Here is a 12,615-nt window from a genome sequence, read left to right on the forward strand (position 1 = left end):
CAAGCTACAAGCTACAAGCTACAAGCTACAAGCTACAAGCTACAAGCTACAAGCTGAAGCAAAAACGCCAACCTCAGGGTTGGCGTTTTTTTTGTCTGGGCGAAAGTCTGTGCTGACACCGATCGTTCCCACGCTCTGCGTGGGAATGCATCAACGGACGCTCCGCGTTCGGCTTTTGAAGGGACGCGGAGCGTCCCGGGCTGCATTCCCACGCGGAGCGTGGGAACGATCATCTGCGGCTTACATAAATCCCCTGTGGGAGCGAGCCTGCTCGCGAAGGTGTCAGTCGCCTAAAACACAAATCGCCCGTCAAACACCGGCTTGTCATCCAGCGCCAACACCCCGCCAGAAAAAATCAGGTCCAGGTGATGACTGCCCTTGGCGCCACCGCCCAGTCCGAGATGCAGCCCACAATGCCGCTCCTCGAACCCGGCATTGCGCGCATACAGATCCTTCACGCCTTCGTTTGTGCCAATCCCCAACTCCTCAATTCGCCGGTTCGACGGGTTGGCATCCAGGTACTTGTTGAAATCATGTTCCAGCCCCGGCACGTCGGTGGCGATGCGGCTGATGGTCGAGTTCTCGATCCACAATTCCAGCGGCGATTCCAGCACGCCGTACTTGCGCGCGAAGGGGATGGTGCTGAGGAAGGTGCCCTTGAATTTCACATGGCCATTGATGGCTTCGCTGTGGGTGGCAATTTCGCCGGGGGCGAGGTCGAAGTTGCCGACGCCATTGATGTCGGTCCACTTCTTGATGCTGCTCATCGGCGTTTCGAACCATGAGCCGTGGTCGTCCTTGAAACTCAGCGTGGTCGCCTGGGACATACGCTGGATCAGGTGACTGTTGAGCCCGGCGATGCGTTGCGGGGTGATGCTGAAAGTGTCGTAGAAATAATCGCCGTAATCCTTGAACAGCAGCGACTTCTTCCAGTTCTCGGCCATCACCGCTTGCAGCGCGCGGACGAACTCCGGGCCGTCTGGGCGCGGGTTGGGCAGGGTGGAAGAGTCGTAGAAGAAAATGTACAGATCGCTATCGGCAATTGCCTCGGACAGCGCTGTGGTGCTTTCCAGGTCAAGGCGCCGGGCGCTGAACTGGAAGCGCGGATGCTCGCCGGCCTGTTCGGCAATGGCGCCGGTCAGGGCTTCGTAGTCGGCGGTATGGCCGAGCATGACCTTCGCCGAGTCGAGGCCGGCGAGGGCTGGGTGATGTTCGAGGTAGTAAAGGAAATGCGAGATGGCGCGGGGCTTGTCCATGAATCCTCCCTGACTGACCGGGAAATGAAGCGGCAGGCACGACCGGCCGGACCGTGCCTGCCCGGGATGTCTTACAGAGGCCACATCGCCGTGCCGAACGGAACCACCGCGTCGGCTTGCATCATTTCCACAGCGGCCTCATGGGTTGGCGCTTCAAACCATTCGTCCAGTTGCAGTTCGGTATCCAAGTCTTTTTCCAGTGCTTGCATGGTCGATCTCCTAGAGAATTTCACGGTTTATGACTGACCGGTCGAGGTGGCCGGTGAGACGTGAAGAACCTAGTTGAGCGTTTTTGTGAATGCAAAAATTTATCCATTTAATTTTTAAATAGACTTTTTGTTCTGTTTTTCGGGATGAATTTTCTTATTTGAAAACAAAAAACTAGGTTGGTGAAATTGATAGTAAGCTGCGACCGTCAATATGCAGACGTCCTACAGAAATTTCTGATTCGGAAAATATTCGTTACGCGTTGTAAAGAAAACCTGACGATATTGGCCCGCCAACCCGGTGATTTCCCGTCTCGCCATCCGTTGTAAGGAAAAGCTTCCGTAACCCGACGCAGCGTGCGCCACGCAGGGCTCTGGCGCGCTTGTTTCCAGCCTTCAGGCAGGGTGTTATGCGCCCCATGCCTGTCGTGCAGGCGAATAACAAGAAGGAGGCGCAATGTACGCCGCGACTGATTTCCACTTCTCCCCGTGGGACGGTTTTCTCCTCGTCCCCGTCGATGGCCTGCAAAGGCCTGACTCACATTTTGCAGCCGCTCGAGACTGTCGAGGCGGACACATGCAATCCCGGCAACCGACACGCTGATCAGGCGGGTCTGGCAGCAGGGGGTTAGCGGTGTACAATGCGCCGCGTTTTAACTGTGACCCTCTGCGTAATCGCAAAAATCTCGAGGCTATCCGCCTTGTTCACTCCGCCGCGCCACAAGCGTGCCGGGTTCGATTTCGTCACAGATAAAAACAAACAGGTGACGCATGACCGTTGTAAATGAGCTGAACTCCTGGTGCCTGCGCTGGGGTTTGATCGGGGCTGCCTGAAATCGCAACCTTGCAGCAACGTCTACTGAACATCATCAAACCTTGCGTGAGACCTTTTTCATGAGTGGACAACCCTCGCAATCAGGCGAGCTGAAACGCGGCCTGAAAAATCGCCATATTCAACTGATCGCCCTCGGTGGCGCGATCGGTACCGGATTGTTCCTCGGTTCTGCCGGGGTCCTGAAATCCGCCGGGCCGTCGATGATCCTCGGCTACGCCATCTGCGGCTTCATCGCCTTCATGATCATGCGCCAGCTCGGCGAAATGATCGTCGAAGAGCCGGTGGCCGGCTCCTTCAGCCATTTCGCGCACAAATACTGGGGCGGTTTCGCCGGTTTCCTCTCGGGCTGGAACTGCTGGATTCTGTACATTCTGGTGGGCATGTCCGAGCTGACGGCGGTAGGCAAGTACATCCATTACTGGGCGCCGGACATCCCGACCTGGGTCTCCGCTGCTGCATTCTTCGTGCTGATCAACGCGATCAACCTGGCCAACGTCAAAGTCTTCGGTGAAGCCGAATTCTGGTTTGCGATCATCAAGGTTGTGGCGATTGTCGGCATGATCGCACTGGGCAGCTACCTGTTGGTCAGCGGCCATGGCGGCCCGCAAGCCTCGGTCTCCAACCTGTGGTCCCACGGCGGTTTCTTTCCCAACGGGGTGAGCGGTCTGGTGATGGCCATGGCGATCATCATGTTCTCCTTCGGCGGTCTGGAAATGCTCGGTTTCACCGCCGCTGAAGCGGACAAGCCGAAAACCGTGATCCCGAAAGCGATCAACCAGGTGATCTACCGCATCCTGATTTTCTACATTGGCGCACTGGTGATCCTGCTGTCGCTGACCCCGTGGGACAGCCTGCTGGAAACCCTCAACGCGTCCGGCGATTCCTACAGCGGCAGTCCGTTCGTGCAGGTGTTCTCGATGCTCGGCAGCAATACCGCCGCGCACATCCTCAACTTCGTCGTGCTGACCGCTGCGCTGTCGGTATACAACAGCGGCACCTACTGCAACAGCCGCATGCTGCTGGGCATGGCCGAGCAGGGCGATGCGCCGAAAGGTCTGGCGAAGATCGACAAGCGCGGCGTGCCGGTGCGTTCGATTCTGGCGTCGGCGGCAGTGACGCTGGTTGCCGTGCTGCTCAACTACCTGATCCCGCAGCACGCGCTGGAACTGCTGATGTCGCTGGTGGTTGCGACGCTGGTGATCAACTGGGCGATGATCAGCTACTCGCACTTCAAGTTCCGCCAGCACATGAACCAGACCAAACAGACGCCGCTGTTCAAGGCGCTGTGGTACCCGTACGGCAACTTCGTCTGCCTGGCGTTCGTGGTGTTCATCCTCGGCGTGATGCTGCTGATCCCGGGGATTCAGATCTCGGTATACGCGATTCCGGTGTGGGTGGTGTTCATGTGGGTCTGCTACCTGATCAAGAACAAGCGCAGTGCCCAGCAGGCGCTGCCCGTGATCGCCAAGTAACCGCTCAAGCAAAAACAGCAGACCCGGCCAAGTGCCGGGTTTGTTGTTTTGAAATGGAAAAATCTGGCATCACACCGAACCCTGTGGGAGCGAGCCTGCTTGCGAAAGCGGTCCATCAGAAACATCTGCATCGACTGACACACCGCCTTCGCGAGCAGGCTCGCTCCCACAGAGGTTGAGTGAATCAGGTTATCCTGCACCCTCTGATTACGGACGCTTTTCCATGCTGGTGATTTCCAACAACGTGCATCTGCCGGATGCCGAGATCGAATTGACCGCCATCCGCGCGCAAGGCGCCGGAGGGCAGAACGTCAACAAGGTCTCCAGCGCCATGCACTTGCGCTTCGACATTCCCAACTCGTCGTTGCCGGAGTTCTACAAGGAACGCCTGCTGGCACTGCGCGACAGCCGTATCACCAGCGACGGCGTGCTGATCATCAAGGCGCAGCAATACCGAACCCAGGAAGCCAACCGCGCCGATGCGCTGGAGCGGCTGGTCGAGCTGATCCTCAGCGCCACCAAAGTGGAAAAGAAACGCCGCCCGACCAAGCCGACCCTCGGTTCGAAGAAGCGTCGGCTGGAGTCGAAAACCAAGCGCGGCAGCATCAAGGCCGGGCGCGGCAAAGTGGATTTTTAAGCCTCGCGATACTTCGCCGTGTGCTTGTACAGATAGACACTCAAGCCAAGGCCGCTCAACGCTGCAAATGCGGCGAACAGGAAGATCGAAGCAAAACCGAATCCTGCTGCGATCGCCCCGGCCAGCGGCCCGGTGATCCCCAGCGACAAATCAATGAACAGTGAATAGGCACCGACCGCGGCGCCACGGCTCGAGGCCGGCACCAGATTCACCGCCTCCACGCCCAGCGCCGGGAACACCAGCGAGAAGCCGAAACCGCTCAGCGCCGCACCGGCCAGTGCCCAATGCGCATCCGGAGCAATCCACAACAGCAACAGTCCCAACGTTTCCACCGACAGACAGGCAATCGCCACGCGGAAGCCGCCGAGGCGGTTGATCAGATTGCCGAACAGCAGCCGCGCGCCGATGAAGCTGGCGCCGAACAGGCTCAGGCATAGCACGGCGTTGTCCCAGTGCTGGGTCGCGTAATACAGGGTGATGAAAGTGGCGATGGTGCCGAAGCCGATCGAGCCCAGCGCGAGCCCGCAGCCGTGGGGGAAGACTTTGCCCAGCACATGCATGAACGGCAGACGTTCACCGGCAACAATTGGCGCCGCAGTCTTCGGCCATGCCAGCGCCAGACCGAGCAGGGCGAGAAGGATGATGCTCACGCCCATGCTCCACAGCCCCAGCCTGCTTACCAGCCAGACACCGAACGGCGCGCCGATCGCCAGGGCGCCGTAACTGGCGATGCCGTTCCAGGAAATCACTTTCGCCGTATTCGCCGCGCCAACCCGACCAATGCCCCAGCCAATCGAGCCCGAGCCGACCAGGCTTTCCGCACTGCCCAGCACCAGACGGCCGATCAACAGGCTGATCAGGCTCAGCAGTGGCAGGTTCGGTGTCCACGCGGAAATCAGCATGAACACACCGCTCAAGCCACAGCCAGCGAGGCCAATCATCACTGCGCGTTTACTGCCCTGGTTGTCGATGATCTTGCCGGCATACGGGCGGCTGAGCAGGGTGGCGAGGTATTGCACGCTGATCACCAGCCCGGCGATCACCGCACCGAAACCCAGGTCACTGTGGACATAGCCCGGCAGCACGGCGAGCGGGATGCCGATGTTCAGGTAACCGATGAAGGTGAAAAGGACGATGGAGACTACTTGCAGCGTAACCGTCAGCGGACGCTGGGGCTCGGATATAGACGACATGGGTAACGATCCACGGGAGCAGCAGATTAGATAGGCTGCTCATGATACCGGCGTGAACCGTTCAGGGGCGGGGAAAAGTAAAACTATTTGCCGGGTGGCGCTTTCAGGATTTCGCCGGAGCGACCAGGTGCGTGGTGACGAGGGCGGCGAGGGCGTTTTCTTCGCTGCCGAAACGCTCGAGCAGGGCGGCCTGTTTCTCGGGTGAGAGGCGATTCCAGATCTCGATCATTTTCTCGGTGGCGCCGATCAGCACGGCAGCTTGGCTTTCGGAAAATTCATCGGTCATGGCGAGCTCGGGTTTCAGGCAGTGTGGAAAGCGCATGTTAGCGCTTTCCACACGGTCTGTACGGCGGGTCTTACTCTTCGCTGTCGGCTTTGCGGCTGTCAGCGGCTTCTTGCGGCTCGGGCTTTTCAGCACCGGCGTGTTGCGGGGTCGTCTGCTCAGGTACGTGCAGGCTTGGGAAGGGGAGATTGGGAATCTCGTGCATGGTTGCGCTCCTCGCTAAGTCTGTTGATAGATCAGGTGCTCCGCGCTTTACAAAGCCTGCGCAGGATACAGCAGGAAAAATGACAATCAGACTTTTAATTCAAATTAATGCGACAGATGGCCGCAGGGAGGCAAGCGCTGGGTCTGCTGATCGTTCCCACGCTCTGCGTGGGAATGCCTCAATGGACGCTCTGCGTCCGCTGTTGGGACGCGGAGCGTCCCGGGCTGCATTCCCACGCAGAGCGTGGGAACGATCAGTCGGGTGGGGGATTATTTGCAGGCGTCAGCGATCGCGTCGGCGAGCGATGCGAGGCGGGTGGCGTCGATGCCGGCGACGTTCGCGCGGCCGGAGCTGACCATGTACACGCTGTGCTGCTCGCGCAGGTTCTTCACCTGTTCCGGCGACAGGCCGGTGTAGGAGAACATCCCGCGTTGCACCCCGATGTGGGCAAAACGCTCGCGCAAACCGTGGGGTTCCAGCGCCTCGACCAAGCCGCTGCGCAACTGCGCGATACGCAAGCGCATCGCTTCCACCTCATCGGCCCAGCGCGCTTTCAGCTCTGGATCGGCGAGGATGGTCGCGACCACCGCCGCGCCGTGATCCGGCGGCGTCGACCAGAGATTGCGGGCGATATTGGCCAGTTGGCTGCGGATGTCGATGAGCTTGTCGGCGCTGGTCGCGCAGACGATCAGCGCACCGGTACGGTCTCGATACAGGCCGAAGTTCTTCGAGCAGGAACTGGTGATCAGCAGCTCTGGCACCTGCGCCGCGAACAACCGGGTCGACCACGCGTCCTGCTCCAGACCATCGCCAAAACCCTGATAAGCAAAGTCGATCAGCGGCAGCAAATCGCGGCTGCGCACCACTTCAAGCACGCGCTTCCAGTCGTCATGGCTCAGGTCGAAACCGGTCGGGTTGTGGCAGCACGCATGCAGCAGCACCACGTCGCCCTTCGGCACTTCCTTGAGCACGGCGAGCATCGCTTCGACGTCGAGGCGGTTGTCACTGCCGACGTACGGGTAGTGGCTGACCTTGACCTTGGCGGCGGCGAAAATGGTTTCGTGGATCGGCCAGGTCGGGTTGCTCAACCACACGCCTTTACCCGGCAGGCATTGCGCAATGAAGTCGGCCGCCAGCCGCAAGGCACCGGTACCGCCCGGGGTCTGGGTGGCGCCGGCGCGTTGTTCGGCGATCAATGCCGAGTCGCTACCGAGCACCAGTTCGTTGATGACCTTGCCGAACAGCGGATTGCCGTGGCCACCGATGTAGGTCTTGGTGTCCTGGCTTTCGACCAGTCGTGCCTCGGCGATTTTCACCGCCTCGGGGATTGGCGTCAGGCCCTGGGCGTCCTTGTAGACGCCAACGCCGAGGTCGAACTTGCGCGGATTGGCATCCTGCGCATAGGCCTCCATCAAACCGAGAATCGGGTCGCCGGGGACCCGGCCGATGGCGTCGAAGTGCATTACTTGCGTCCTTCTGCGGTCTTGGCCACTTCGTCAGTGCGCGCAGCCATGATGAAGTCGTTGCGGTGCAGGCCTTTGATCGAATGGCTCCACCAGGTCACGGTGACTTTGCCCCACTCGGTCAGCAGGCCCGGGTGGTGACCTTCGGCCTCGGAGATCTCGCCGACGGCGTTGGTGAACGCCAGCGCGTGCTTGAAGTTCTTGAACAGGAAAACTTTTTCCAGCTGCATGATGCCGTCGCGTACTTCGATGTTCCAGTCAGGGATCTGCTTGATCAGGATCGGCAGTTCTTCATCGCTGACTTGTGGCGCATCGGCGCGGCAGGCTTCGCAGTGGGCTTGGTTCAAAGTCGACATGGTGTATTCCTGAAAACGAGTGTGTTTTTTATTAAAGCGCGTGTGCCGCCAATGCCGTCACGCTAAAGCAAAGTGGCGGCGACGGACAGACGCAATTGTCAGCAAAAGTCGCGGTTCAGGCGGCTTTGGGTTTCGGCGGAAATTTCGGCGCGTGCAAGCCCAGCTGCATGCCTTGGCGAACCATGGCCATGATGTCTTCATGGGCCACGTCGAACAGGCGCTTGAGGTTCGGCAGGACGAAGTACAACGGTTGCAGAATGTCGATGCGATACGGCGTGCGCATGGCTTCCAGCGGATCGAAAACCTGATGCTCGGGCTCGTCCGACAGGCAGTAAACGGTTTCTTTCGGCGAGGACAGAATTCCGCCACCGTAGATGCGCTTGCCCTGCGGGGTGTCGACCAGACCGAATTCGATGGTCATCCAGTACAGCCGCGCCAGATACACGCGCTCTTCCTTGGTCGCTTGCAGGCCGAGCTTGCCGTAGGTGTGGGTGAATTCAGCGAAGTACGGGTTGGTCAGCAGCGGGCAGTGGCCGAAGATCTCGTGAAAAATGTCCGGCTCTTGCAGGTAGTCGAGTTCTTCGCGGGTACGAATGAAGGTGGCGACGGGGAATTGCTTGCTGGCAAGCAACTCGAAAAAGGTCTGGAAAGGAATCAGCGCTGGCACCCGGGCAACTTGCCAGCCAGTGGTCTCGCCGAGGACTTTATTGATCTCGGCCAGTTGCGGGATGCGGTCGTGGGGCAGACCGAGTTTTTCGATACCGTCCAGGTATTCCTGGCACGCGCGACCTTCGATCACCTTCAACTGGCGAGTGATCAGCGTGTTCCACACCGCGTGTTCTTCGGCGGGGTAGTCGATAAAACCTTGCGCATCGGGCTCGCGAGCCACGTATTGCGTCTGCTTCATGCTGCTCTCCTGCTAGGAAATTCGTTGTTGTTATGTCCAGCGATAGCTAAAGGAATACCCCAGAGCGCGAAGCTGCGCAGCACGTTGAGCCGCGCATGCGTAGGAAATTTCGTCGAGTTTCGTAAAGTTATCGTTACGCTTTGTCGGGTAATGCGCATTTACGGTGATTGGCGGGTTTGAAAAGGGCAGGGGCTGTCACATAATCTTGACAACTATCTGCGTGCCTCTACAGAAAACTCTGCCTCGGGCGCGCCACAAGATCCTGTGGGAGCGAGCCTGCTCGCGAAAGCGGTCTGTCTGACACATCGATACTGGATGTGCTGGCGCCTTCGCGAGCAGGCTCGCTCCCACAAGGACATGTGTTTACCTTTCAAACCTGTCGGGCCTTTTTCTATGCGCATCAAAGTCCACTGCCAGAACCGCATCGGCATCCTGCGCGACATTCTCAATCTGCTGGTGGCGTACGGGATCAACGTCGCACGCGGCGAGGTGGGTGGTGAGCATGGCAATGCGATCTACCTGCACTGCCCGAACCTGATCAACATCCAGTTCCAGGCGTTGCGCCCCAAGTTCGAGGCGATCGGCGGGGTGTTTGGGGTCAAGCGCGTCGGGCTGATGCCCAGCGAACGCCGACACATGGAATTGAACGCACTGCTCGGCGCACTGGAGTTTCCGGTGCTGTCGATCGACATGGGCGGCTCAATCGTTGCGGCCAACCGCGCGGCGGCGCAGTTGCTCGGGGTGCGCGTCGATGAAGTGCCGGGGATTCCGCTGTCGCGCTACGCCGAGGATTTCGATTTGCCGGAATTGGTGCGCGCCAACAAATCGCGGATCAACGGCATGCGCGTCAAGGTCAAGGGCGACATCTTTCTCGCTGACATCGCGCCGCTGCAATCGGAGCACGATGACAGCGAGGCCATGGCCGGCGCCGTATTGACTCTGCACCGCGCCGATCGGGTCGGCGAGCGCATCTACAACGTGCGCAAGCAGGAGCTGCGCGGCTTCGACAGTATCTTCCAGAGCTCGAAAGTCATGGCCGCTGTGGTCCGCGAAGCGCGACGCATGGCGCCGCTGGATGCACCGCTATTAATAGAAGGCGAAACCGGCACCGGCAAGGAACTGCTCGCGCGCGCCTGTCACCTCGCCAGCCCGCGTGGACAGTCACCGTTGATGGCGCTCAACTGCGCCGGGTTGCCGGAGTCGATGGCCGAGACCGAACTGTTCGGCTACGGCCCCGGCGCTTTCGAAGGCGCTCGCGCTGAGGGCAAGCTTGGCCTGCTGGAGTTGACCGCTGGCGGCACGCTGTTTCTCGATGGCGTCGGCGAGATGAGCCCGCGCTTGCAGGTCAAATTGCTGCGCTTTCTTCAGGACGGTTGCTTCCGTCGCGTCGGCAGTGATGAAGAGGTGTATCTGGACGTGCGGGTGATCTGCGCGACCCAGGTGGACTTGTCCGAATTGTGCGCGCGCGGCGAGTTTCGCCAGGATCTCTATCACCGCTTGAACGTGCTGTCGCTGCACATCCCGCCACTGCGCGAATGCCTCGACGGTCTGACGCCGCTGGTTGAACACTTTCTCGATCAGGCCAGTCGGCAGATCGGCTGTCCGCTGCCGAAACTGGCCCCGGCGGCGATGGATCGCCTCAGCCATTACCACTGGCCGGGCAACGTGCGGCAGCTGGAAAACGTGCTGTTCCAAGCGGTTTCCCTGTGCGACGGCGGCACGGTCAAGGCAGAACATATTCGCCTGCCGGATTACGGCGTGCGTCAGCCGCTTGGCGATTTCTCCCTCGACGGAAATCTTGACGAGATCGTCGGGCGTTTCGAGAAAGCGGTGCTGGAACGCTTGTATTCCGAGCACCCGAGCAGTCGGCAGTTGGGCAAGCGACTCGGTGTCTCGCACACCACCATTGCCAACAAGCTGCGTGAGTATGAGGTGGGGAAAGACAGCGGAGCTTAAGATCAAAAGATCGCAGCCTTCGGCAGCTCCTACATTTGGAACGCGGTTTCCTGTAGGAGCTGCGGAACGCTGCGATCTTTTGATCTCTTGCCGCGAAGCGGCATGACACCGCCGGTTTTTCGTCTTCGACCCATTTCAGATTCCCCCTCCGATCCCCTCAAGTCCCCTGTTTACCGGGCCTTCGCCCGCCAATAAAAAGTTGGTCTGCAAATTGCTTATGGCTGAGCAGTACAGCGGTGGGCGGCAAACGTCCGGCATGCAGAGGAAACACAGTGGACAAGTACCTTTATGTGGCAATGACCGGCGCCAGCCAGAACGCACTGGCGCAGCGGGCGCATGCCAACAACCTGGCGAACATCTCCACCAACGGCTTCCAGCGCGACCTTGAGCAGGCGCGTTCGATGCCGGTGTTCGGTGACAGCTTTCCGGCGCGCGCGTTTGCCATGAGCGAACGTCCCGCCACCGACTTCACGCCGGGCTCACTGGTGCAGACCGGTCGAGAACTCGACGTCGCGGTATCCGGCAACGGTTTCATCGCCGTGCAAAACCCCGGCGGCGGCGAAAGCTACGTGCGCACCGGCAGCCTCAACATCGACGCCCTCGGCGTATTGCGCGCCGGCAACGGCATGCCGGTGATCGGTAACGGCGGCCCGATCGCCGTGCCGCCCGAGCAGCAGGTCGAAGTCGGCGAAGACGGCACCATCAGCATTCGCGCAATGGGCGAAGGTCCGCGCGTCATGGCCGAAGTCGACCGGATCAAACTGGTCAACCCGGACATCAAGAACATGAACAAAGGCCTCGACGGTTCGATTTACACCAAGGACGGCCAGCCGGCGCAAGCCGACGCCAACGTCAAACTGGTCTCGGGTTTCCTCGAGTCGAGCAACGTCAATGCCGTGGAAGAAATGACTTCGGTGCTGGCCCTGGCCAAGCAGTTCGAGTTGCACGTCAAGATGATGAACACCGCCAAAGACGACGACCAGGCCATGGCTCGGGTCTTGCAGATCAGCTAATTATCAGAACGTCGCGCCGTAAAACAGGCGCACGAGGAGAATCGAATGCTTCCGGCTCTATGGGTTGCCAAAACCGGTCTGTCCGCCCAGGACACCAACCTGACCACCATTTCCAACAACCTGGCGAACGTTTCGACCACGGGTTTCAAACGTGACCGTGCCGAGTTCCAGGACTTGCTCTATCAGATCAAGCGTCAGCCAGGCGCCCAGTCGACCCAGGACAGCGAACTGCCGTCGGGTCTGCAAGTGGGTACCGGTGTGCGCATTGTCGGCACCCAGAAAAACTTCACCGCCGGCAGCCTGCAAACCACTGAGCAGCCGCTGGATATGGCCATCGACGGTCGCGGTTTCTTCCAGATCCTGCAGCCGGACGGCACCACGTCCTACACCCGTGACGGTACTTTCCACCTCGACTCCAATGGCCAGATCGTCAACGCCAGCGGTTTCGCGCTGGAGCCGGCGATCATCATCCCGAACGATGCGCAGACCTTCACCGTCGGCCGTGACGGCACCGTGTCGATCACCATCGCCGGCAATCCGGCCTCGCAAGTGATCGGCAACCTGCAGACCGCCGACTTCATCAACCCGGCCGGCCTGCAAGCCGTGGGCAACAACCTGTTCCTGGAAACCGCGGCTTCCGGCGCGCCACAGATCGGCACCCCGGGCCTGAACGGTTTCGGTACCACGCTGCAGAACACCCTGGAAACCTCGAACGTCAGCACCGTTGAAGAGATGGTCAACATGATCACCACTCAACGCGCCTACGAGATGAACTCCAAGGTGATCTCCACCGCCGACCAGATGCTCTCGTTCGTAACGCAGAATCTGTAATC

Annotated in this window: 13 protein-coding genes; 5 read left to right on the plus strand and 8 right to left on the minus strand. The window is 59.8% G+C overall.

What is annotated here, in order from left to right:
• Positions 1 to 290 precede the first annotated feature (290 nt).
• Together D8U60_RS08840 and D8U60_RS27620 are read right to left on the minus strand one after the other, a co-directional pair.
• Positions 291 to 1,256 carry a leucyl aminopeptidase gene (locus D8U60_RS08840; protein WP_071171406.1) on the minus strand — a complete coding sequence of 322 codons (966 nt, stop codon included), beginning with the start codon at positions 1,254 to 1,256 and terminating at the stop codon, positions 291 to 293.
• A gap of 71 nt (positions 1,257 to 1,327) precedes the next feature.
• The gene (locus D8U60_RS27620) at positions 1,328 to 1,465 is read right to left on the minus strand and encodes a hypothetical protein (protein ID WP_003222780.1); all 138 of its coding nucleotides are present in this window, start codon (positions 1,463 to 1,465) and stop codon (positions 1,328 to 1,330) included.
• An 891-nt stretch (positions 1,466 to 2,356) separates the two neighbouring features.
• On the opposite strand from D8U60_RS27620, the gene D8U60_RS08845 reads away from it, so the two are divergent.
• Entirely contained in the window at positions 2,357 to 3,769 is a 1,413-nt protein-coding gene (locus D8U60_RS08845) for an amino acid permease (RefSeq protein WP_056783743.1), read from the plus strand.
• 223 nt (positions 3,770 to 3,992) lie between these two features.
• The gene (gene arfB, locus D8U60_RS08850; protein WP_016771119.1) at positions 3,993 to 4,406 is read left to right on the plus strand and encodes an alternative ribosome rescue aminoacyl-tRNA hydrolase ArfB; all 414 of its coding nucleotides are present in this window, start codon (positions 3,993 to 3,995) and stop codon (positions 4,404 to 4,406) included.
• Here the strand turns inward: arfB and D8U60_RS08855 are convergent.
• The 6 genes from D8U60_RS08855 to phhA all read right to left on the minus strand — a co-directional run bounded on the left by D8U60_RS08855 (position 4,403) and on the right by phhA (position 8,813).
• Complete coding sequence (locus D8U60_RS08855; RefSeq protein WP_130899941.1) at positions 4,403 to 5,590, minus strand: MFS transporter; 1,188 nt, start codon at positions 5,588 to 5,590, stop codon at positions 4,403 to 4,405. The two genes, arfB and D8U60_RS08855, sit on opposite strands and share 4 nt — an antisense overlap.
• 112 nt (positions 5,591 to 5,702) lie before the next feature.
• Entirely contained in the window at positions 5,703 to 5,885 is a 183-nt protein-coding gene (locus D8U60_RS08860; RefSeq protein ID WP_130899942.1) for a hypothetical protein, read from the minus strand.
• A 70-nt stretch (positions 5,886 to 5,955) separates the two neighbouring features.
• Positions 5,956 to 6,087, minus strand: a complete 132-nt coding sequence (locus D8U60_RS27995; RefSeq protein WP_016771117.1) for a hypothetical protein — start codon at positions 6,085 to 6,087, stop codon at positions 5,956 to 5,958.
• A gap of 269 nt (positions 6,088 to 6,356) precedes the next feature.
• The gene (locus D8U60_RS08865) at positions 6,357 to 7,550 is read right to left on the minus strand and encodes an amino acid aminotransferase (protein ID WP_130899938.1); all 1,194 of its coding nucleotides are present in this window, start codon (positions 7,548 to 7,550) and stop codon (positions 6,357 to 6,359) included.
• Entirely contained in the window at positions 7,550 to 7,906 is a 357-nt protein-coding gene (locus D8U60_RS08870) for a 4a-hydroxytetrahydrobiopterin dehydratase (protein ID WP_016771115.1), read from the minus strand. The genes D8U60_RS08865 and D8U60_RS08870 overlap by 1 nt, the downstream gene beginning before the upstream one ends.
• A 115-nt stretch (positions 7,907 to 8,021) precedes the next feature.
• A complete protein-coding gene (gene phhA, locus D8U60_RS08875) occupies positions 8,022 to 8,813 on the minus strand; it encodes a phenylalanine 4-monooxygenase (RefSeq protein ID WP_056783748.1) in 792 nt (263 codons plus the stop codon).
• Positions 8,814 to 9,206: 393 nt separating this feature from the next.
• Between phhA and D8U60_RS08880 the strand changes: the two genes are divergently transcribed.
• The 3 genes from D8U60_RS08880 to flgG all read left to right on the plus strand — a co-directional run bounded on the left by D8U60_RS08880 (position 9,207) and on the right by flgG (position 12,613).
• The gene (locus D8U60_RS08880) at positions 9,207 to 10,769 is read left to right on the plus strand and encodes a sigma-54-dependent transcriptional regulator (RefSeq protein WP_130899939.1); all 1,563 of its coding nucleotides are present in this window, start codon (positions 9,207 to 9,209) and stop codon (positions 10,767 to 10,769) included.
• Positions 10,770 to 11,041: 272 nt separating this feature from the next.
• On the plus strand, positions 11,042 to 11,782 hold the full coding sequence (locus D8U60_RS08885; protein ID WP_042607504.1) for a flagellar basal body rod protein FlgF: 741 nt from the start codon (positions 11,042 to 11,044) through the stop codon (positions 11,780 to 11,782).
• 45 nt (positions 11,783 to 11,827) lie between these two features.
• Positions 11,828 to 12,613: a flagellar basal-body rod protein FlgG gene (flgG, locus tag D8U60_RS08890; RefSeq protein ID WP_016771111.1), complete on the plus strand. Its 786-nt coding sequence runs from the start codon at positions 11,828 to 11,830 to the stop codon at positions 12,611 to 12,613.
• Positions 12,614 to 12,615: the final 2 nt, after the last annotated feature.

The organism is Pseudomonas sp. Sample_11 (genome assembly GCF_004307505.1).
Lineage (GTDB): Bacteria > Pseudomonadota > Gammaproteobacteria > Pseudomonadales > Pseudomonadaceae > Aquipseudomonas > Aquipseudomonas atacamensis.

What these genes read in the sequence shown, in the direction of transcription:
- D8U60_RS08840 (WP_071171406.1), bottom strand. Translation starts at nt 1,256, where the DNA reads ATGGACAAGCCCCGCGCCATCTCGCATTTCCTTTACTACCTCGAACAT.
- D8U60_RS27620 (WP_003222780.1), bottom strand. Translation starts at nt 1,465, where the DNA reads ATGCAAGCACTGGAAAAAGACTTGGATACCGAACTGCAACTGGACGAA.
- D8U60_RS08845 (WP_056783743.1), top strand. Translation starts at nt 2,357, where the DNA reads ATGAGTGGACAACCCTCGCAATCAGGCGAGCTGAAACGCGGCCTGAAA.
- arfB (WP_016771119.1), top strand. Translation starts at nt 3,993, where the DNA reads ATGCTGGTGATTTCCAACAACGTGCATCTGCCGGATGCCGAGATCGAA.
- D8U60_RS08860 (WP_130899942.1), bottom strand. Translation starts at nt 5,885, where the DNA reads ATGACCGATGAATTTTCCGAAAGCCAAGCTGCCGTGCTGATCGGCGCC.
- D8U60_RS27995 (WP_016771117.1), bottom strand. Translation starts at nt 6,087, where the DNA reads ATGCACGAGATTCCCAATCTCCCCTTCCCAAGCCTGCACGTACCTGAG.
- D8U60_RS08865 (WP_130899938.1), bottom strand. Translation starts at nt 7,550, where the DNA reads ATGCACTTCGACGCCATCGGCCGGGTCCCCGGCGACCCGATTCTCGGT.
- D8U60_RS08870 (WP_016771115.1), bottom strand. Translation starts at nt 7,906, where the DNA reads ATGTCGACTTTGAACCAAGCCCACTGCGAAGCCTGCCGCGCCGATGCG.
- phhA (WP_056783748.1), bottom strand. Translation starts at nt 8,813, where the DNA reads ATGAAGCAGACGCAATACGTGGCTCGCGAGCCCGATGCGCAAGGTTTT.
- D8U60_RS08880 (WP_130899939.1), top strand. Translation starts at nt 9,207, where the DNA reads ATGCGCATCAAAGTCCACTGCCAGAACCGCATCGGCATCCTGCGCGAC.
- flgG (WP_016771111.1), top strand. Translation starts at nt 11,828, where the DNA reads ATGCTTCCGGCTCTATGGGTTGCCAAAACCGGTCTGTCCGCCCAGGAC.